This is a genomic window from Streptomyces aurantiacus (genome assembly GCF_001418335.1).
GTDB classification, from domain to species: domain Bacteria; phylum Actinomycetota; class Actinomycetes; order Streptomycetales; family Streptomycetaceae; genus Streptomyces; species Streptomyces aurantiacus.
Window position 1 is genome coordinate 25,402 of the sequence record NZ_LIPP01000096.1, and the last position, 19,187, is coordinate 44,588.

The following is a 19,187-nucleotide window of genomic DNA, read 5'->3' on the forward strand; positions in this document are numbered from 1 at the left end:
AGGGCAATCGTTTTAAGGACCCGGAGCCGTCGGGGCTCCTTCCGCATGCGGAGTCCGCCGCCTAGGACTTGTCCGATCGGTCATGTTCGGAGCCAGATGGTGAGGGGCTGCAGCGGTCGCGGTGCCGAGGTAGACATAACGGCGTTTGTCGTAGCGGGTGGCGACGGCTCGGTGCTGCTTGAGCCGGTTGATAGCCCGTTCGACGGTGTTGCGTTTCTTGTACCGGTCCTCGTCGAAGCCGGGTGGTCGTCCACCGCGTGAGCCTTTGCGCAGGCGGGCGGCCTGGCTGTCGGTCTTTTCCGGGATCGTGTGCCGGATGCCCCTGCGCCGCAGGTAGTCGCGGCAGGGGCCGTTGCTGTAAGCCTTGTCGGCCGCGACGCTGTCCGGCGTCTTGCGTTGCCTGCCCGGGCCGGACTTCGGGACGCGGATCTTCTCCAGAACAGGCTTGAACTGGGTGCAGTCCGCCCGCTGACCTGGGGTGACGAGCAAAGAGAGCGGGCGGCAGCGGCCATCCGCGCTCAGGTGAAGCTTGGTGGTGAACCCGCCCCGCGAGCGGCCCAAACCCTCACCTCCCGTACCACCTCCACCAGGCGGGCGTGCAGGCTCTGCCACGCGGTTTCGTCCTGGTGTTCTGGGACCTCCGCCCCCTTTGGGACGGGTGCCGACGGCGGGTCAGTGCGGGCGCCGGCCGCGTGCTGATGCGCCCGCACGATGGTGGAGTCGACAGAGATGTCCCAGTCGATCTCACCCGCCGCCTCGGCCTCGGCCTGGACCTGCTGGAGCAGACGCTCCCAAGTCCCGTCGCCCGACCACAGTCGGTGCCGTTCGTAGACGGTCTTCCACGGCCCGAACCGTTCGGGCAGGTCACGCCACTGAACGCCGGTCCGCACCCGGTGCAAAATTCCGTCGATCACCTGCCGGTGGTCCCGCCATCTGCCACAACGCCCGTTGCTGACCGGCAGGAACGGCCGTAGCCGTTCCCACTCGGCATCACTCAGATCACCCCGCCCCATGCCGGCATCAACGACCCGGACACGAAGTAGTCGCATGATCGGCCGGACAAGTCCTAGGGCCTGTGTGAGGTTGTGATCAGTCGGCAACCTTCAGGAGGTCGTCGATCCAGATCATTGCGGCGCGGAGATGGAGGCCGGCGAGGTAGCACTCGGGCGACTTGTCGTATCGGGTGGTACGGTGCCGGGCAGCCGACGGCGATCTGGTGCTCACCCTTCACACATTCGGCGAACGGGCCGCTGGACGCAGTTCGAGGTGGCAGTTGGGGCCGATGTAGCCGCAGGCCGGTCGACCGTCGCGTCAGACCACCCGCTGGTCGACCATGAGGAATGCCGTCACCAGGAGCGTGTCGACGGCGCGCGGCCCCGGTTGGCCGTGCAGTACTTCGGTGCTGACCGCGTGAACCCGGTCTCGTCGAGGAGTTGCCTCCACACGTGCTCCTGGAGCACCCAGCGGTGCATGTGTGCTGCCTCGCCGTCCGGTGTCTTCGCACTCATGTCGGTGTGCTGCACGTCGGGGATGTGCGGGTGCGCCGCCGAGGTGGTGGGCGAGGGTGGAGAACACCAGTCGCCCGCCGGGTCGCAGTGCTGTTGCTGCTGCGGGCAGCAGTTCGTGCGGTTCGGTGAAGTCGATGGCTCCGAAGACGCTGTAGAGCACGTCGTAGGTGTGGGCGCTGGTCCGCAGGTGCGGCAGCACGCCGCACCGAGTGAGGCGCAGCCGTGGGGCAAGGTGGCCGTACAGGTCGCTGGCCATGGCGTGCTGGGCGGGCGAGGCGTCGACAGCGGTGATGTGGGCGGGCTGGTGGTGGACGGCCAGGTGGGCGGCGTGCCGGGCAGTGCCGGCGCCGAGGTCTCCGACGCACCGGCCGGTGACGTCGCCGAGCGCTTCAGCTCCGGGCCCGCTGTCCTGGCCCCAGTTCCAGAAGAAGCGGTCGGGCACGGGGGGATCGGTGGTGTGCCGGGTGCGGCCGTAGTGGTGCCAGAGGTCTGCGGTGTGAGTCGTCACCCGGCCCATCCTGACGGGAACCGCCGACAGGATGGACACGTTCAGGTGGATCTCACCTATGTGTGACCGCCGGACCCCGGCCATCCCCCAGTTCTAGTGGCCGTCGCAACACCCCGCCTCAAGGGGTGCGATGGACTCCGAGATCCAGCAGGTCCGGGAGCACCACACTCGTGAGGTGCTGGTCAGTGGGAGTCGCTGCCCGGGTGGCAGGGGGCGCACTTGGCGGCGTCCGTCCACAGCGGCCAGTCGGCCTCCCAGCCGTCGGCGTCGATCAGGTCCGCCGTGCGCAGCACCGAGCCGTCGTCCTTGGTGTCGACCTCGGGTACGTGGTGCAGAAAATGACCGCCATTGAAGCGCTCGCACAGCTGCAGGTAGGTGACGGTGTCGAGGATGACCGTGTGGACGCTGATGTCGACCAGCGTGCTCGGGGCGAGCCCGAGACGCTCGCCCCGGTGGCGCATCGCAGTCAGCAAGTACGCGTAGCCCTGGTCGAGGACCACGGTTGCCATGACCGAGTCGTAGGGATAGTCCCGCATCAGGAGTTGGACCTGCTTGTCCCACAGGGCCGCCGGTACAACCGTCCCGGGCCTGGCGGGCCGTGCCGGTCGTCGGGACGACGGCCAAGGGGGATGCGGCGGTTGTCCCGGTTTCAGGATGACCAGGCCGATGTCGTCCGATGACGGGAGGGTAGGCTTCTGTCCTGTGAAGCGGCAGACCCTTGACGAGTGCCGACAGATCTTCAGTACACGGTGAGGCCGAAGTTCGACAGGACCTCCGCGACGGGCTGGTGGTAGGAGACCCCGCCGGAGGTGCAGTTGCCACTGGCTCCGACCAGAAAGCCGACGGCCAGGGTGCCGGAGTACGCCGGGGCCCCCGTGTCACCGGCCTCCGAACACGTGGTGGACCGGACCAGGCCATGGACGGCGCCCTCGGAGTAGTTGACTGTGGCATTGACCGCGGTCACCCTCCCGCAGTGGACCCCGCTGGTGCGACCGGCGTGGCAGAGCGACTGCCCGACCGCCGGGCTCGCCATCCCGGTGATGTCCTGGTAGACGCCCCCGCCCAGCGCGATGTCACCGGGCAGGTTCAGCGTGTTCGAGGTGTACCGGACCACCCCGTAGTCGTCGATGGGGAAAGATGCGCCGGCGGTGACCCCGACCTGCACGGTGCGGGCGGCGTCGGCGTACCAGGTGGTGGTGTGGGTGCCCGAGCAGTGGCCGACCATCACGCCGTAGAAGACGCCGTTGCCCGTCGCGTTGAAGCCGACGACGCATTGTGCGCCGGTGGCCGCGTAGAGCATGGTGCCGCCCCGGATCGTCGTCAGTTGCAGGGCGGCGGCGGACGCAACGGTGCCGAAGAGCAGGCTGACCACGGCCGTCACGGCTGTGGTCAGCATCGCCAGGCAAGTGCGCAGACGTCTCACGGCCCCTCCCAGGGTCATCGGTGGTCCGGTACCGGACAGCTCCTTCATGGTGGAGGTACGGCGGGCGCGGCGACAGACGTACTCCGGCCGTCCCGCAACCCGCCGGGCTGAGAATCTCGTGGCGCTGCTCGCCAGCAGTGCCACCCAGCGCGCCCGGGAAGTCCCACGGCTTGATCAATCCGAAGACGGCGGTCAGCGTCTTCGCCCTCCTCCCGGGCAGACACGGCCGGATCAATACCGACGTGCTCGGTGTCATGACCCGTGACGCCGAAGAAGAGCAGCCCGCCGCGAGTGTCGGCCATGGCAACGACATCCTTGGCCAGCTCGTTCCACCCGCCGCCCTCGGGTGACCGGGGCAGAAACTACTTGGGCGCGGCTCTGTCTGAGTGAGTTCCCGCGTCAGGCTTGAAGTGCGTATATGTGCTGGCCGGGTGAGGGATGGAGTCGTTCGTGCTCTTGCTGCGTGTGGAAGATCCAGCAGTCGGGGAAGTCGCCGTTGCTGATGACGGTGCGGAGGTGAGGCCGGCTTCGCGCCGTGAGGACCACCTGACGATGCCCCGAAAGCACGTCGAGCACGTGGACGGGCAGAGATCGAACTCGGCGGCCACCGCGACAACACCCGCCGCCGGGCGGCCAGGCTCACACCCCAACGCCGCGCAGACTGCGACCCGCTCGGCATGCGCTGGTGGACGACCGCCGAAGAACGTTGATGTTCCCGGCTGGGGTCGGGCGGCCGGTGAAAGGCCCGGCGCTCCGTCCCTTGACCACGGTCCCGACCACCGCAGGTCAGGGTGGGTTGGTCTCAGATTGCCCGGAGGAGGTAACTGGTGCTGAGTCCGCTGGTGGAGCAGACGATGGTGCTCGAAGTCGCGGTGTAAGTGAAGCCCCGTGGGACGGTGCAGGCCCACAGGCCTGTCCTGGGCTGCACTACGTTATAGAGCGGGGCAAAGCCGCTGGTGGAGCAGGTCGTGGTGTTCGTGACCGAGGTGTACGTGTAGCCGGACGGAACCGTACAGGACAAGTAGGCGGCGGACACGTCCGACGAAGGCGAAGCCGGCACTTCAGCCGCCGTAGTCGGTGCCTGGGCGGTGCCCGCGGCGCCAGCGACCCCTGCCATACAGACTTGGAGCACGAGCCCGCAGACCAGAGCGACAACCGCCACCATGGCCCCGCGCAGCCGGGTTATCTGTAGCCTCATCTGTTCTCCCTCCCGATGGCCGTCTCCGTGGTGGACGGCTACTAGGGAGAGCCTCCTTCACAGCAGATACTCATGTCTTCGTCATTTCCAGTGAAAACCCCGTTCCACGGGTATGCCATTTCACCCATGTTGACAAAAGGAGTCAGATCGCGGTGGGTAGACGGAGACGCCCGGAGCCCCGCCGACGCGCGAGCCCCCGGCACTCGATCCCCTGAGGTGCGCCCGTACGCCCGCCCCGCCCCTTCCTCTTCGGGCGCGGCTCTGTCTGAGTGAGTTCCCGGGCCAGTTGGAAGTGCGTATATGTGCTGGTCGGGTGAAGGATGGAGTCGTTCGTGCTCTTTCCGCGTGTGGAAGATCCAGCAGTCGGGGAAGTCACCGTTGCTGATGACGGTGCGGAGGGTGAGGACGGCTTCGGCGCCGGGGACGGTCCACCGGCTGCCGGTGATGTCGAGTCTGTCGGCGACCGGATGGCGTGCTGCTCCTTCGACGGCGCCGCCGGCAATCGGCCAGCCCGCTAACAGGCCATGGTCGTAGGTGGCCTCTGTCCGGCCCACGGCCCATGGGACAGCTCAGCGAAACGAATTTCTGGTCCTGTCGCATCCGAGTTGGCGGTTTCTCACGGAGTCTCAGACGATGTGTCGGATTCTCAGTGCATCGCGGCCGGAGCGGAGGTTCTGCCTCCGAACGTGGGATTTGGTCTCACTTTGCTGGCCTCATTCTCACTGCACCTGTCGCGGTAGGTATGCGGCGCACCGTGGCTCGCTGAAGAAGAGACAAGGAAGACACATGGACCTGCACGGACATCTGGTGCTGTGGTGCGGGGTGTTCGGCATCGTAGCCTTGGTCGGCTACGCCCGATCGCCGGCCGGAATGCCCCGGGCTCAGCGGGCGGTGAGGGTCATGGGGCGGATCGAGGAGGTCCGCGAACCCAGGCACGGAAGCTCCCAGAAGGACTGGATACCCGTGGTCGTCTTCTTCCGGGACGTGTCCACCGGGCGGAGTTCACCGTGACGAACGACCGTGACCACGGTGAGAGGATCACGGTGGTCCGGGCGGGCGGCCGGGAGATCGGCGCCCGCTATCCGCGCGGGAGGCCTCATGCCTACATCTTCGTCGGCGTCCTCCGGGCAGGCCGACGCGGGCTCGGGTGGCCGAACCTCGCGGTCTTCCTGACCTACGCAGGTCTGGTGGTCTTCGCCACGATCGACTGAGGCCGGCCGTGGGCACTGATCGGCTTCGGCGGGCGCTGGACCATGTCCGGTACGTGCTACCTGCCGCCGAGCGTACGCGCGGTGAACCGTCGTATCGACGCGCTGAGCTCCCGACCCCCTGTTCAGGACCGTGTCATCGCCGTGCTCACGGACACCAGCACCGACGAGGACGGCTACACCTCCACCAGCCACACACCGGTCATCGCCTTCAGCACCCACGAGGGCACGAGCGTCACCGCCTACTGCGCCGACGAGCTGCCCGACCCGACGAACGCCTACGGCCGGGGCGCCACGATCCACTACACGCCCAACGACCCGCCGTGTTCACCCCCAACCTCGCGGCACAACACCGTTCCCGCGCACCGTTCCCGCGCACTCGACATCGCCTTCGGCGTCGTGGCGCTCCTGCTCGGCGTGGCGGCGGTCGTCGTCGGAGCGGTGCTGCTGTGACGCCCGACGAGCGCTGTGTACGGAGGTATCGTCACCGCATGGAACCACTCACGTTCGACTACGAGGACCTGCATGTGCGCGTGGACCGGGGGGTGTTCGAGCTGTTTCCGCTGAGGGGCAGCGACATGCCGCACACACTCCGGGTTCCGCTGCACCGGCTCGGGGTGCTGGTGCACTACAAGAAGCCGAACAAGCCGGGCGATTTGATCTTCGGTGTCGTTGGTGACCCGAAGGCCGCCCTCTACGGTACCGACTTGGCGGCCTTCGGGTACAGCTCCACGACGGCGGCCCGGGTGCCGCGCAGCGACGAGCCGTTGTTCCGGGCGTACTTCACCGAAGTGGCCGCGCTCGCCGACCGACGGGCGGTGTGAGGTGGAGCCGGTGGTCTTCGAGCACGGCATTGTGCACATGCGGGTCGACCACGGCATCTTCGAACTGTTCCGGCGCAACCACACCATCGGCCCCTACCGGGCTCCGCTGAGCTGGGTCAAGGTGTGCGCCGAGGCCCGCAGGCGTGATGTCACCCGGCTGTACTTCGGTTACGTCGAGCAGCTCGACGAGCCGATCTACGCGAGCTCGGCGGCGTCCGGCCCCGTGCTCGCCAACGTCGAGATCCCGGCCACGGACGAGCCCCTGTATCGCGCCTACTTCACCCGGCTCGCCCACCTGTCCGACCGCCCGATCGCGCCGTAGCCCCAAGGCTGGTCGCCCAGTGGCCTCCTGTTCCTCGCCCCGGCCACCGGGCGCGAGGACCGCGATCCTCTGGGCCGAGGCGCCCGTCGCTCCGTCGTGTCGCACTGTGTCATTCCAGCAGGTCGAGGGGATGAGACCAACCCTGTTCGGCAGCACCGTTGCAGAGGCCGTCCGGCCGGCGAGAAGTGCTTCGACCGACGGTGGCAGGGGCAGGTGTACAAGTCGGTGGCAGGCTGAACGGCGGTAAGGGATGCCCGCGAGGGCACGGCTCTTCTGTCGTCGTATGCACCCGGAACCTCATCTGGACGCGAGCCGACGTCGTCCCGACCGCCTTGGGGCTACTCGCCCGACGGGAAGATCTACCCACTGGTCCTCCACGATGCGCGAACATGCTGTCTACGAGTCACGGCTTGGGCTGACGCGCCTGCTCCACGTCGGCTTCGACCAGGACGTTACGGCGGTCTTCGCCCAGCCGTTCCTGCGCGAGCGTGCGCGTCAGCCGTAGAGGTTCGAGGCGACGGTCAGGAAGACGAGGAGGTTCGGCACGGTCTCGACCTTGGCGAGCGCCCAGGCTGTGGGCTGTCCGTGCTGCCGGACGGCCACGAAACCGCCGCCGACATCGATCGTCGCGACGGCCGACCAGGGCAGGACCCCTTCGTGTCCGGTGGAGATACCGGTGGCGTCCACGCTGAACGGGCCGTGGCTCACCTTCTGCCCCTCCCGGACCGCCTCCCACACCTTCTGGGCCTGGGCGCGGGCGATGGCCTCGGAGATCAGGGGAAGCCAGCTCCCGAAGTCGGCGAAGCGGGACGAAATCACCGCTCTGGTGCCGTTGGGCGCTACCAGGGTGGAGGTGTGCGTGGTGTTGAAAGGGGTCTTCGTGCCCTTGTAGATGATCACTTCCTGGACGGTTTCCTGGTAATGGACCGCCTGGTCCCAGCGGACCGCGAACAACTGCCCGGCGCCCATGTCCACGAGCAGACCCCGCTCGAAGAGGTGCAGGCGTTGGCTGCCGAGTTTCTTCCGGAAGTTGGGGCTGTTGAGTAGGGCACCGATGGCCAGTGCGCTGCAGAGCAGCGGGTACATCCCGAGCACCCAGGTCACGAAGACCCACAACAGGATGCCTCCGGTCGCCAGGCCGGCGATGCCGGTCAGGGAAGCGGCGATGAACAGTCCCCGGTACTTCTCCTGGACGTTGACCTCCTTACTCGGCAGGAAGGTGTGTTCGAGTCGGCCGAAGCCTCTACGGGAAGCCAGTTGCGTGACTTCAGGGGACGGGGAACCCGGCACGCTCATACAGGGGCCTCGGTCTCGTTTCGGAGCGACACTCGTCAAGGCCGCTTCAGCTGGTCGCGTGGTCAATGAGCCGAGCGAGCAGACGGGTGCGGGGCACCATCTGGGCGATCTCGACGTACTCGGTGTCCGCGTGCGCGCCACCGCCCACGGCGCCCAGGCCGTCCAGCGTCGGACAGCCCGCCCCCGCGGTGTAGTTGCCGTCCGAGGCACCGCCGACGCCGAGCCCCCGCAGCGGTTCCTGGCCCAGTTCCGCGGCGATTCGGGAGGCGAGGGCGAACAGTTCGGCGGAGGACTCCGGTTCCATCGGCGGCCTTCTCCTGCCGCCCAGTACCTCCAGTCGGGCTCCGGGCAGCCGGGCGACGAGCCCCCGCATGCACTTGTCTATCCGGTCCTGCGCCGCCAGGGTCGGCACGCGCACATCCACCGACACCTTCGCCAGCGCGGGCACTGTGTTGAGGGTGGTGCCGGCCGCCAGCAGGGTGGGCGTGATCGTCGGCGCTCCCAGGACGGGGCAGGTGGCACCGGTAGTGCCCATTGAGCCTGCGAGGTCGGCGACGGCCAGGACCTGGTGAGCGGCCTCGATCACGGCGTTGACCCCCTTCTGCGGTTCCAGGCCCGCGTGTGCGGCACGGCCGTGCACTACGACCTCATACCGCGAAGTGCCCTTACGGGCGATCTTGAGCGCGCCTTCCTCGTCCGCGGACGCCTCCATCACCAAGGCGGCTGCGCACCCCCGCGCGGATTCCTCGATCAGCTGCCGGGAGGTCGGTGAGCCGACCTCCTCGTCCCCGTTGACCAGTACACACACCCCGTCCAGGGAGGGCAGGGAGGACAGCGCGTGGAACATCTGCACCAGGCCCGCCTTCATGTCCAGGACCCCGGGTCCACGGGCGACCCCGTCGACCACCGACCAGGGATGGTTCCGGAGCGAGCCCATGGACCACACCGTGTCGTGGTGTCCCACCAGCAGGACCCGCGGAGTGCCGAAGCTCCACCGCAGATGGGTCACACCGTCGATCACGAACACCTCCGGCCCGGCCCCCAACAGCCTGGCCCCCAGGGCGCCGACCACCTCGGCGCTGCGCGCCACCGCCGCGTGGTCCGCCGAGAAGGACTCGCAGAGTACGAGGTCCTCCAGATCGGCCAGCATCGCCGGCAACGCGAGCGCGGCCCCGCGGGTCATCGGTCCCGACCCATCTCAACTCCTTTTCGTAGAAACACACTTCCCCCTCGGATCTCGTGGGCCATTGGAGAGCGGCGGCGCTTGTCCCCCTCAAAGCACCGCCGCGTGAACGACGTTAGGGCGGGGCAAGGCATTCCACCAGCGACTGGATTGCATGGGATCTATGCATCTGAGGAATGCATTGGGGCAAGATGGTGAGGGCCGGAGGAGAGGACCTCGGACGAGGGAGGAACGTGTTCGAGATCGACGCGCTGCGGCTGCTCGTGGCCGTGGCCGAGACCGGATCGTTCACGAAAGCGGCGGCCCGGCTCAACTACACGCAGTCCGCGGTGTCCCGGCGGATCGCTGCGCTGGAACAGCGGGCGGGTGGGCCGCTGTTGGAACGGCTCCCTCGGGGCGTACGGCTGAATCCCGCAGGCCGTGCCCTGCAGCGGCACGCCATGGAGGTGCTCGACCGGCTGTCGCGGGCGGAGCGGGAACTGGCCGTGCTGCACGCGGGCCACGGCGGGCTGCTGCACATCGGCGCATTCGCCACCGCCAACATCTCGCTGGTTCCCACCGCCCTGCGGGCACTCCAGGACGCCAGGCCGGATGTCGAGGTCGTCGCGGTCGAGGGCCCGACCGACACGCTGATGGCCCGCCTCGCGGACGGGGCGCTGGACCTCGCCGTCGTCAGCGACTACCCGTCCGGTCTGCCGTCTGCCGACGGCGTCACGACGACCGTGTTGTGCGAGGACGAGCTGTTCGTCGCTCTCCCGCGGGGGCACCGCCTGGCCGGAGCCAGGACGATCGACCTGCGTGAACTGCGCGACGAAGCCTGGCTCCAGAACGCGTACGGCGACCGTCCCACCATGCTCGCCGACGCCTTCGCCAGGGCGGCCTTCACCCCCAGGAAGATCATCCGGATCGCGGAGTGGTCCGGGAAGTTCGGCTACGTGGCCGCCGGGCTGGGGGTGGCGCTGGTCCCCTCGCTGGCCGCCTGGGCAGTCCCCGACGAACTCGTCCTGTGCAGCCTCACCGACCCAGCCCTGCGCCGGACCGTACATGTGGCGCTGCCTGCCGCCCCACTACCGGCGGCGCTGAAACTGCGAGATCTGCTGCGCGACGCCGTTGACTGAACCGTCCTCGGAGCGATCAGCCGGTATACAAGGTCGCAGACGTGGCCGGTGCGCTGCCCCTGGCCCTGCGCGGTTCGACGCAGTCGGAACAGGTTGCGGTGGCGGCGCGGGGCCACGACCGGTCCCCGGTGCTGGTCGCGGTCCCGCCAGCGTGAAGGCTAGTTACGTGCGTTCAGCAGCAGCGGCCGGAGAAGGACGCGGCAGCCCCGCATCGGCGCAGACCCCTGGTTCCAGGGACGACGGCCTTCAGCCCGGGCGCACCGTGCCGTCCTGCTTCACAATGGTCACGATCCCGGCTCTGCCCACGATGTTCCGGCATCATCGCGGCCGACAAGACAACCTGCTTCAGCAGCCCGCCCTGGAAGTTGCCGATCTGCAGGCAGGACGAGACCAGAAGCGTGCGTCCGTCGCGTCCGCTTCCGTCTCCTTGCGGGGCGGCTCCCTGGTCCGGGCGGTCACGCGACGGGCGGGTTGAACCGGGAGTATTCCTGGAGTTCCCATCGCAGCGGGCTGGCGTTGTCGATCTCCACCACGGTGTCGACGGCGAACTCCACGACGCGCAGGGCCCCGGGGTACGCCGCGGCGCTGCGGGGGTCCCAGTCGATCCGGCCCGTGCCGGTGAGTTGCAGGGTGTGACCGTGCTCCCAGTCGAGAAACAGCAGGCCGCACGCGGGGTCTAGGTGCAGATTGCCCAGCGTCATGTAGAACTGGTTGCCGGTGTAGTCGGGCCAGCGCAGCGTGCGTGGCCCGACGACGGTGACGAAGCCGGGCATACCGCCGCGGTGTGACGAGTCAGCGCCGTACTCGGGGGCGCGGCTGGCGATGAAGAAGGTGTCTGCCTGCTCGATCCAGTGCCGCTGGTCGTCGGTGAGTTCATTGCCGGTGCTCGCCTTCCCGGCCGGCGCGGCATCCGTCGGGGCGGTGATGACGCGGTGCTGTAGATACTTCGGGCAGTTGCCGAGCACTTGCTCGGTGCGCATCCGCAGGCCATCGCCGTCGCGTCTGGCCACGCCGTTCGCCCGGATACGGCGCCGGGTCTGCGGGTGCAGGGCGAGCACGCCGATGGCGCGTTCCACGTCGAAGACATGGCGGAGCGGATCCCCGGGTGCGGGCAGCCCGTGGATGTCGAGGGTCCGGTCGTCCACCGGCTGGGCGAAGCCGGGAGGCCCCGCCACGATCGTCGACCAGACGGCGCCGGCGTCGTCGGCGGCTCCGATGATCAGCATCTGCTGGGCGCGGATGAACGGGTAGAACCCGTGCGGGATCTCCGGGCCGAACATCGGCGATCCCCATCCGGGGCCGCCCTCGTGAGCCTTCTGTTGAACCGCGTGCTCACCGGGATGATCTACGGGCTGCGCCATGAGGTAGCTCCTTGATCAGCTTGCGAGCAGGTCGGGCAACTCGCCGAGGACCTGCTCGAACACGGAAGAGTCGTCCAGGACTCGGGCCACCACCAGGGCACCCTCGATACGGACGAGCGCGGCGCGGGCCCGCCTCTGCGCGTCCTGTTCGCTCGCGCCGGCCCTGGCGGCGGCATCGCTCATGGCCTGGAGCCATGTCCGGGCAAGCCGGGTGGCCTGGTCTCTGATGCCCTGCGGCGCCCCGCTCAGCGTCATCGTGTCGAGGACACAGGCCATGAGGCCGTCTTTGTAGACGAGCGCCATCCGCCGCGCCATCTCGGCGACGCCTTCGGCGACGTCCGGTTCCGAGGCGAGCGGCTGGAGGATGTCGCCGAACTGGGTCTCCATGCTCGTGAGCACGGCGGCCGCCATGGCGGGCTTGCCGTCCGGGAAGCGGTGGTAGAGGCTCGCGCGTTGCAGTCCTACCGCCCGCGACAGGTCGGAGAGCGAGGCTCCTGCGTACCCGCTGGCCCGGAAGACCGCGGCGAGCCGGGCGTGGATCAGTTCATCGTCGACACTCGCAGTCCGCCCCATACCGATACTTTACCGAACGTTCGGGAAAATTGGAAATCTCGAAGCGTGAGGAGAGGGGCCGCCGCTCCACTGTGGCGGTAAGGGCGCCGGCGGCAGGACCCCTCCCTCATGGCGGTAACAGCTGTTACCATGCTGGCATGGCGAAGACACAGCTGGGCGCGCGCGTGAATGAGGATGTCGCTGAACTCGCGAAGAAGCGCGCTGCCGACCTCGGGTTGAGCATCGGGGACTACTTGGCCAGGCTGGTGGAGGACGATGCCAGCGGCCTGCGCACCCGAGCCGTGGGCGCGGCGACCCGCTTTCTGGCCGAACACCAGGCGGTCTTCGACCAAGCCGAACAGGCCCAGCAGACGTCCCGGGGAGCACACGCGGCCTGATGGACCTGCACATCGACGTTCCCTGGATCCTCCAGGTCGCGGAGGCCGCCGGAGCGGACGATCCGGCTCCCGACGACTACGGGGTCCCCGTCTCGGCAGTCGCCCGCCACCGGGCCGAGCTGTTCGAGCAGTCCGTCTACGACGGCCCCTACGCCAAGGCCGCCGCCCTGGCGCACACGCTGGGCCGGTGCCGTTGGCTGGAGCGCTCCAACCTCGCCGTCGCCGCCGCTTCTGGCGTCATGTACCTGGAAGCGGCGGGTATTGCCGTCAAGCCCGCCCGCGAGGATGCCGTCGCCCTCAAGGACCTGCTCCTCGACCCCACCTGCACAGCTGGGAAGATCGCCGCGCTGCTGCGGACCTGGCCCACCGCCACCTGACGCCCGCAGGCCGAGGCGTCCTCCGGAGGAACCGTGCGTGGGTTTTCGCGTCTCTGCCGCCTCGGGCCCGCTACCACCAGGTTTCGGATGCCCTCGTCTCGCCTGCGGCGTTGAAGGCGCTGGACAGCCGGCCGTCCGGCGGCAGAAGGCATCGATCACGGCGTGCCGGCCGAGGCTTGCCGCGACGATCCCGTCCACCAGGGCCTCGGGATACGGCGGTCGGGCGCGGTCGTAGCCTGCTTCGGGGCGGACCCGACGCGTTGACCAGCCGGCGGTCACCGAGGAGGCGAACTGCGCCAAGGGAGTGCTGCACCGGCACTTCACCGACTTCGACGCTTTCCTGGCGGAACTGATCCTCGACCGCGTCCGCGGCATCGAGGACCGGACCACGACTCTGCGCGCGGCCGCCGGCACCGGGAGCGTGGTGGACAACCTCGTCGACGCACTGCAGGACTTGTTCGGGCCGGTCACGGTGGCGATCGTCGCGCTCATCACCTTCCGCGACGGCCTTCGCGCCCGGCTGCGCGAGGCCGGCCTGACCGGCATCCCACTGGCCATGCAGGGCACCGCCATGATCGCCGCATACCTCACCGCCGAGCGGAAGTTGGGGCGTCTGGCCGGTGACGCCGACATCGACACACTCGCCCCCACCCTCGTCGGGGCCGGGCACCTGCTGTTCGCCGACCGGACAATCGCCCCACCGCAGACCGCCGCCGTCCGCAAGATGGTGACCACCGTCATCGCCGGCGCCTTGCGACCACCCCCATCGTGACCTGAGCACCCAGGCCACCCGTCGCCGCCCGCCCCTGTCCCCAGATCTGGTACGCCTCCGCAGCGAACTCTGTCCGCAGGCTAAGCGGTCGGCTCCGGAAGCGTTTCGGGGTTGACCGAGGTAGGGGCGGGCTGTCCCCCAGCAGACAAACAGGCCCTCCCGTCTGGCGGCTCTGTGATCATGTGCCAGGGGAAAGGGCTGGTCGGAATGATGATCGTTCTGATGGCCTTCGGTCGGCCGTGATCCAGTCCAAGGAGGTGAGACCCATGGCCGCAGTACTCGTATGGGTCCTCCCTCCTGCCGCCACGGTCGGGCGATCTGCGTAAGCGTTGCCGGGAGCGCCTCGAAACTCAGACACTCCCGAAAGGCAACATGCCGTGAACACTCTGCACTTCACCGCCGAAGCGACCTCCAACGGCATCGTCGAGCGGGACTTCACCGTAAACGGCGTCCCCGGTGTCCTCCGGTCCCCCGAACCTGGTGTGGAACGTGCGCCTTTGGTCCTGATGGGCCACGGCGGCGGCAACCACAAGAAGCACCCTGCGATGGCAGGCCGCGCTCGCTTGCTCGTGAACGGTTGCGGCTTCCACGTCGCGGTCATCGACGCGCCCGGTCACGGTGACCGGCCGCGCACGGAGCATGACGAGGCGGAGATCGCCGCGCTGTTCGCGGCGCGGGCGGCCGACGAACCGGAAGGCCCGATCGCCGTCCGCTACAACGACCACCTGGCGAAGCTCGCCGTGCCCGAGTACCGGGCGCTCCTGGACACCCTCCAGGAGCGCCCGGCGGTCGGCATCGACGACCCGGTCGGATTCTGGGGCATCAACATGGGTACCGCGATCGGCGTGCCGTTCGTGGCGGCGGAACCCAGGATCACGGCTGCGGTCTTCGGCCAGCACTGGCCCGATCTCCTGGCCGAGAAGGCGAAGCAGATCACCGTCCCGATCGAGTTCGACCTGCAGTGGGACGACGAGCACATCTCTCGTGAGGAAGGTCTCGCGCTGTTCGATGCCTTCGCCTCCAAGGAGAAGCCCCTGCATGTGAACTCGGGCAAGCACAGGGAACTGCCCCGGTTCGAGGCCGACAGCGCGATCCGGTTCTTCGCCCGGCACCTCGGCAGCGCGGTCACCTCGCCGGCCTGACGCGAATGGCTGCGGTGTCTGGCCGGCCAGCCGGACACCGCGACCGGCTCAGGTTGAAGCTGACCGCGCCGATCATGACTCCGCCCATACTGCGTCGCGGCTCTCGGAGGGCTGTCGCCGCGCGCGCCCATCCCTCTTCCCGGCATGACGTGGGTCACATCAACCCCATGTCACGAACGGAAGGGCAGCTTGCGTCTGGTGGTCGTCCGCACGGCGGGAACGACCGACACGAAAGAGATGGACGATGAACGCGACAGCAGTGCAGCAGCACGAAGTCCTGGTCCTGGGCGCCGGCTACGCCGGGCTCTCCGCCGCGATCCAGCTCGCGGCCCGCACCAGGAAGCGCGGGAACCTGCGAGTGACGCTGGTCAGCCCGTACGACACCTTCACCGAGCGGCTCCGACTGCACATGACCGCCACCGGCCAGGAAACGACCGAGATGAACGTCCCGGAGCTGCTCGACGGCACCGGCGCCGCATTCGTCCGCGGCTGGGTCACCGCCGTCGACACCGAGGCCAAGACCGTCCGGATCGACGACGACCGCATCCTGCGCTACGACACCCTGGTCTATGGCCTGGGCAGCGTCGCGGACACCGCCGCAGTCCCCGGCGCGGACGACCACGCCTACACCCTCAACAGCCCGGAGGACGCCACCCTCCTCGCCGACCGGCTGGCCCGGCCGGGCGGCGGGACCGTCGTGGTCGGCGGCGCCGGCCTCACCGGCATCGAGGCCGCCGCGGAGATCGCCGAGCGGCACCCGAAGCTCCAGGTGGTGCTGCTGGGCCGGCAGGAGCCGGGCGCGAGCCTGCACCCGAAGGCCAAGACCCACCTGGACGCGGCGCTCGCCCGGCTCGGCGTGCAGGTGCGCGGAGGCGTCGAGGTGGTCAAGGTGCTGCCGGACAGCGTCGAGCTCACGGACGGCTCCAGCATCCCCGCGGCCGCGGTGCTGTGGACCAGCGGCACCCGTGTCTCGCCGCTGGCCCGCGCCGCGGGCCTCACCGTCGACGAGCGCGGCCGGGTGGTCACCGACAGCGCGCTGCGCTCGGTCTCCCACCCGGACGTCTACGCGGTGGGGGACGCGGCGGCGATCCCCCAAGGCTACGGCGTGATGCACGGGACCTGCCAGGGCGGCATGCCCACCGGCGTGCACGCGGCCCTGGCGATCCTGCGGGTACTGGCCGGCAAGGAGCCCAAGCCCTTCCGCTTCGGCTACTACCACACGCCCGTCAGCCTGGGACGCGGCGACGCCGTCGTGCAGTTCACCCGTCCCGACGACAGCCCGCGCCGGATCGTGCTGACCGGCAAGCGGGCCGCCAGGTACAAGGAGACGGTCTCCGCCGCGCCGTGGGCGACCTTCGCCCGCATGAAGAAGATGCCCGCCTCGGGCGCCCTCTGGCCGCACGGCGGCCGCTACACCCGGATCAGGAGCGCCAAGTGACCCAGCCGCAACCGGCCGGCCCCGACCAGCTCGCCTTCCAGCAGTACCGCACCCTGCTCTTCTCCGTCGGCTACCGCATCCTCGGCTCGGCCGCCGACGCCGAGGACGCGGTCCAAGACGCCTGGCTCAAGTGGTCGGCGGCCGACCGTTCCCAGGTCGCCGACCCCAAGGCCTATCTGACCCGGATCATCTCCAACCTGGCAATGGAGCGGCTGCGTTCGACTCGCCACCAGCGCGAGACATACGTCGGGCCGTGGCTGCCCGAGCCGATCCTCACCGGCCCGGACACCGCCGACGACGTCGCCGCGGCGGACTCGGTCTCCATGGCCCTGCTGGTCGTCCTGGAGACACTGAGCCCCTTGGAGCGGGCGGTCTTCGTCCTGAAGGAGGTCTTCGCCTTCAGCTACGCGGAGATCGCCCAGGCGGTGGAACGCTCGGAGCCGGCGGTGCGGCAGGCCGCGCACCGTGCCCGCGAACACGTCCAGGCCCGCCGGCCCCGCTTCAGCGCGGACCGCGGCCGGCAACGCGACGTCACCGAGCGGTTCTTCGCGGCGGCGAAGGGCGGCGACATCAACACCCTGATGGAACTGCTCTCCCCGGACGTGACGCTGTGGACCGACGGCGGCGGCAAGGTCCGCCAGGCCCTCAAGCCGGTCGTGGGCCTGGAGACCGTGGCCGGATGGTTCGCCGCGCTCGGCACCGCGACCTACCAGGGCGTCGAGCCCGGGCAGATGCGGGCCGAACTGACCTCTATCAACGGCGGCCCGGGCCTGGTCTTCCGCGGCCCGGACCACGTGGTCGCCACGATGACCTTCGACTTCGACCCGGAAGGACGCATCTCGGCCATCCACAACGTGGCCAACCCCGACAAGCTGCACGCCGTCGCCGACGGCACTCGGCACGAACTCACCTGAACCACACCGTCGTTGTGGACCCCTTCCGAAATCCTTGGCACGACCGTGAGGACTGCTGTGAGCGAGCCGATCATTGTCGTAGGTGCGGGCCCCGTGGGGCTGACGGCCGCGTTGGAGCCGGCCAGGCATGGGGTGCCGGTGCGGATCGTGGACCGGTCGCCCGAGCCGACCACCGAGTCGCGCGCCATCATCGTGCACGCTCGCAGCCTGGAGATGTTCGAGCGGCTGGGATGGACCATCGCGCAGACCGAGACCGAGCGCATTCTCACCAAGGCGCTCGCCGAATACAGCGTCACCGTCGAGCGCGGGGTGACCCTCGCCGGCCTGACGCAGCACGAGTACGGTGTCCGGGTGGTGCTAAAGCACGCCGACGAGACCCACGAGTCCGCCCGAACCGGCTGGTTGGTGGGCGCCGACGGCGGGCACAGCCGGACACGTCAGATGGTGGGCAGCGCACTGGCCGGGAAGTTCAAGGGCGAGAAGTTCCTGATGGGCGACGTGAACGCCGCCCACCACCTCGACCCGCACACCATGTACACCTTCTTCTCGCCGCACGACGGACCGCTGCTGGTCTCCCCCATGCAAGGTGACCGGCTGCGGCTGATCGCGAACACATCCACCGACGAGCAACGCACCGCCACCCAAGAGTGGCTGCAGCAGGTGGTGGACGAGCGCGCCGAGCACCCGATCCGGATCCGCGACGCGCGCTGGCTCACCGTCTGCGAGGTGCACCACGCCCAGGTGCCCGAGTACCGGGCCGGCCGGGTCGTGCTGGCCGGCGACGCGGCGCACGTGCACAGCCCCGCCGGCGGCCAGGGCATGAACACCGGCATCAAGGACGCCCACACAACCTCGCCTGGAAGCTCACCCTGGTCAGTACCGGCCAGGCCCGCCCGGCCATGCTGGACAGCCACCACGCGGAGCGCCACCCGGTCGGCGCCCAGGTGATCCGGTTCGCCAGCACACTGACCCGGGTCGGCACCCTCGCCGAGCCGGTCGCGCAGAAACTCCGCAACAAAGGGATGCACCTGCTCACCGGCCTCGCCCCGGTCCGCCAGGCGATGGCCGACCGCACGGAGGAGACCGCCGTCTCGTACCGGAAGAGCCCGATCGTGGTCCACGACCGGGGCCGCGGCGACCTGCACGCCGGCGACCACCTCCCCGCAGCCGGCCCGGAGCTGCGCGCGGCGCTCGCCGAAGCACACGAGCACGTGCTGCTCACCGTGATCGTCAACGGCCCCGCACCGGCACCGGTGGGCATCGTGACGGCACGTCAGCTACTGGTCGGCGCGACCGCAGCGGCCCCGTCCGGTTACGACGCCGTGTTCCAGGACCCAGACGGCGTGACGGCCGCCCGCTACGGCCTGCCGAACGGCGGTCGGATCATGGTCCGTCCGGACGGCTACGTCGCCGCGATCGCCCCGCTGGACGAGGACGAGCCCCTGCACAGGTACCAAGCGCTGCTGCAGGCATAACACCACTACCCCGGTCTACGACGCCGTCGCACACCACCGACGACTCGCGCCGACAGCGGGGTCCAGCACCCTACGGCCGCTCCGCCGCGCACGGCACGGCTGCCGGCCGATCTCACTGATGCCACCGGGCTCATCACCGCCGCGCACTCCACCGTGCTCAGGCCGTTCCG

At 69.1% G+C, this 19,187-nt stretch carries 22 protein-coding genes and 4 pseudogenes; 16 read left to right on the top strand and 10 right to left on the bottom strand.

All coding sequences use genetic code 11. The features are described from left to right. Nucleotides 1-80 precede the first annotated feature (80 nt). From AOK01_RS42675 to AOK01_RS14050, 5 genes and pseudogenes are all read right to left on the bottom strand, one after another. Nucleotides 81-1,013: pseudogene (locus AOK01_RS42675) on the bottom strand (IS5 family transposase). A gap of 76 nt (nt 1,014-1,089) precedes the next feature. Continuing rightward, on the bottom strand, nt 1,090-1,224 hold the full coding sequence (locus AOK01_RS46130; protein ID WP_281181353.1) for a hypothetical protein: 135 nt from the start codon (nt 1,222-1,224) through the stop codon (nt 1,090-1,092). Nucleotides 1,225-1,311: 87 nt separating this feature from the next. Next, nucleotides 1,312-2,025: pseudogene (locus tag AOK01_RS14040) on the bottom strand (class I SAM-dependent methyltransferase). A gap of 173 nt (nt 2,026-2,198) precedes the next feature. Further along, nucleotides 2,199-2,525, bottom strand: a complete 327-nt coding sequence (locus AOK01_RS14045) for a glycine-rich domain-containing protein (protein WP_245702243.1) — start codon at nt 2,523-2,525, stop codon at nt 2,199-2,201. A gap of 230 nt (nt 2,526-2,755) precedes the next feature. Further along, the gene (locus AOK01_RS14050; RefSeq protein ID WP_055511461.1) at nt 2,756-3,439 is read right to left on the bottom strand and encodes a S1 family peptidase; all 684 of its coding nucleotides are present in this window, start codon (nt 3,437-3,439) and stop codon (nt 2,756-2,758) included. Between the two features lie 170 nt (nt 3,440-3,609). Here AOK01_RS14050 and AOK01_RS14055 point away from each other — a divergent pair, with 170 nt between their 5' ends. After that, nucleotides 3,610-3,789, top strand: coding sequence for a hypothetical protein (locus tag AOK01_RS14055; RefSeq protein WP_055511380.1), 180 nt, complete (start codon nt 3,610-3,612; stop codon nt 3,787-3,789). Between the two features lie 1,138 nt (nt 3,790-4,927). Here AOK01_RS14055 and AOK01_RS46545 read toward each other — a convergent pair. After that, a pseudogene (locus AOK01_RS46545) lies at nt 4,928-5,170 on the bottom strand (ISKra4 family transposase); the annotation flags it as partial. A gap of 253 nt (nt 5,171-5,423) precedes the next feature. Here AOK01_RS46545 and AOK01_RS46315 point away from each other — a divergent pair. The 6 genes from AOK01_RS46315 to AOK01_RS46135 all read left to right on the top strand — a co-directional run bounded on the left by AOK01_RS46315 (nt 5,424) and on the right by AOK01_RS46135 (nt 7,496). Then, a complete protein-coding gene (locus tag AOK01_RS46315; RefSeq protein ID WP_342671040.1) occupies nt 5,424-5,648 on the top strand; it encodes a hypothetical protein in 225 nt (74 codons plus the stop codon). After that, nucleotides 5,645-5,848 carry a hypothetical protein gene (locus tag AOK01_RS46320; protein ID WP_342671041.1) on the top strand — a complete coding sequence of 68 codons (204 nt, stop codon included), beginning with the start codon at nt 5,645-5,647 and terminating at the stop codon, nt 5,846-5,848. Before AOK01_RS46315 ends, AOK01_RS46320 begins: the two co-directional genes overlap by 4 nt. Nucleotides 5,849-5,929: 81 nt before the next feature. Beyond that, the gene (locus AOK01_RS46325; protein ID WP_342671042.1) at nt 5,930-6,298 is read left to right on the top strand and encodes a hypothetical protein; all 369 of its coding nucleotides are present in this window, start codon (nt 5,930-5,932) and stop codon (nt 6,296-6,298) included. Nucleotides 6,299-6,336: 38 nt separating this feature from the next. Beyond that, nucleotides 6,337-6,669, top strand: a complete 333-nt coding sequence (locus AOK01_RS43525) for a hypothetical protein (RefSeq protein ID WP_055511384.1) — start codon at nt 6,337-6,339, stop codon at nt 6,667-6,669. Between the two features lie 10 nt (nt 6,670-6,679). Further along, a complete protein-coding gene (locus AOK01_RS14075) occupies nt 6,680-6,991 on the top strand; it encodes a hypothetical protein (RefSeq protein WP_157871301.1) in 312 nt (103 codons plus the stop codon). A 379-nt stretch (nt 6,992-7,370) separates the two neighbouring features. Continuing rightward, nucleotides 7,371-7,496 (top strand): hypothetical protein, encoded by a 126-nt coding sequence (locus AOK01_RS46135; RefSeq protein WP_281181351.1) that lies wholly within the window; start codon nt 7,371-7,373, stop codon nt 7,494-7,496. Here the strand turns inward: AOK01_RS46135 and AOK01_RS14080 are convergent. Both AOK01_RS14080 and AOK01_RS14085 read right to left on the bottom strand, forming a co-directional pair. After that, nucleotides 7,487-8,287 carry a DUF6585 family protein gene (locus AOK01_RS14080; RefSeq protein WP_055511388.1) on the bottom strand — a complete coding sequence of 267 codons (801 nt, stop codon included), beginning with the start codon at nt 8,285-8,287 and terminating at the stop codon, nt 7,487-7,489. The two genes, AOK01_RS46135 and AOK01_RS14080, sit on opposite strands and share 10 nt — an antisense overlap. Nucleotides 8,288-8,333: 46 nt before the next feature. Further along, on the bottom strand, nt 8,334-9,470 hold the full coding sequence (locus tag AOK01_RS14085) for a M20 family metallopeptidase (RefSeq protein ID WP_245702244.1): 1,137 nt from the start codon (nt 9,468-9,470) through the stop codon (nt 8,334-8,336). A 233-nt stretch (nt 9,471-9,703) separates the two neighbouring features. Between AOK01_RS14085 and AOK01_RS14090 the strand changes: the two genes are divergently transcribed. Then, on the top strand, nt 9,704-10,588 hold the full coding sequence (locus AOK01_RS14090; RefSeq protein ID WP_055511390.1) for a LysR family transcriptional regulator: 885 nt from the start codon (nt 9,704-9,706) through the stop codon (nt 10,586-10,588). A gap of 455 nt (nt 10,589-11,043) precedes the next feature. On the opposite strand, the gene AOK01_RS14095 is transcribed toward AOK01_RS14090, so the two are convergent. Both AOK01_RS14095 and AOK01_RS14100 read right to left on the bottom strand, forming a co-directional pair. Beyond that, nucleotides 11,044-11,949 (bottom strand): PNPOx family protein, encoded by a 906-nt coding sequence (locus AOK01_RS14095; RefSeq protein ID WP_055511392.1) that lies wholly within the window; start codon nt 11,947-11,949, stop codon nt 11,044-11,046. A gap of 15 nt (nt 11,950-11,964) precedes the next feature. Next, nucleotides 11,965-12,522, bottom strand: coding sequence for a TetR/AcrR family transcriptional regulator (locus tag AOK01_RS14100; RefSeq protein ID WP_055511394.1), 558 nt, complete (start codon nt 12,520-12,522; stop codon nt 11,965-11,967). Between the two features lie 137 nt (nt 12,523-12,659). Between AOK01_RS14100 and AOK01_RS14105 the strand changes: the two genes are divergently transcribed. The 8 genes and pseudogenes from AOK01_RS14105 to AOK01_RS45000 all read left to right on the top strand — a co-directional run bounded on the left by AOK01_RS14105 (nt 12,660) and on the right by AOK01_RS45000 (nt 19,017). Then, the gene (locus tag AOK01_RS14105; protein ID WP_055511396.1) at nt 12,660-12,899 is read left to right on the top strand and encodes a hypothetical protein; all 240 of its coding nucleotides are present in this window, start codon (nt 12,660-12,662) and stop codon (nt 12,897-12,899) included. Further along, a complete protein-coding gene (locus tag AOK01_RS14110; RefSeq protein ID WP_055511398.1) occupies nt 12,899-13,276 on the top strand; it encodes a hypothetical protein in 378 nt (125 codons plus the stop codon). Before AOK01_RS14105 ends, AOK01_RS14110 begins: the two co-directional genes overlap by 1 nt. A gap of 176 nt (nt 13,277-13,452) precedes the next feature. After that, nucleotides 13,453-14,048: pseudogene (locus tag AOK01_RS14115) on the top strand (TetR/AcrR family transcriptional regulator). Nucleotides 14,049-14,425: 377 nt separating this feature from the next. Beyond that, a complete protein-coding gene (locus AOK01_RS14120; RefSeq protein WP_055511400.1) occupies nt 14,426-15,190 on the top strand; it encodes an alpha/beta hydrolase family protein in 765 nt (254 codons plus the stop codon). 244 nt (nt 15,191-15,434) lie between these two features. Then, nucleotides 15,435-16,628: an NAD(P)/FAD-dependent oxidoreductase gene (locus AOK01_RS14125; RefSeq protein ID WP_055511402.1), complete on the top strand. Its 1,194-nt coding sequence runs from the start codon at nt 15,435-15,437 to the stop codon at nt 16,626-16,628. Beyond that, nucleotides 16,625-17,542, top strand: coding sequence for an RNA polymerase sigma-70 factor (locus AOK01_RS14130; RefSeq protein WP_055511404.1), 918 nt, complete (start codon nt 16,625-16,627; stop codon nt 17,540-17,542). The genes AOK01_RS14125 and AOK01_RS14130 overlap by 4 nt, the downstream gene beginning before the upstream one ends. 57 nt (nt 17,543-17,599) lie before the next feature. Next, entirely contained in the window at nt 17,600-18,490 is an 891-nt protein-coding gene (locus AOK01_RS44995) for an FAD-dependent monooxygenase (protein ID WP_169800135.1), read from the top strand. Further along, complete coding sequence (locus AOK01_RS45000) at nt 18,442-19,017, top strand: FAD-dependent monooxygenase (RefSeq protein ID WP_055511408.1); 576 nt, start codon at nt 18,442-18,444, stop codon at nt 19,015-19,017. Before AOK01_RS44995 ends, AOK01_RS45000 begins: the two co-directional genes overlap by 49 nt. Nucleotides 19,018-19,187: the final 170 nt, after the last annotated feature.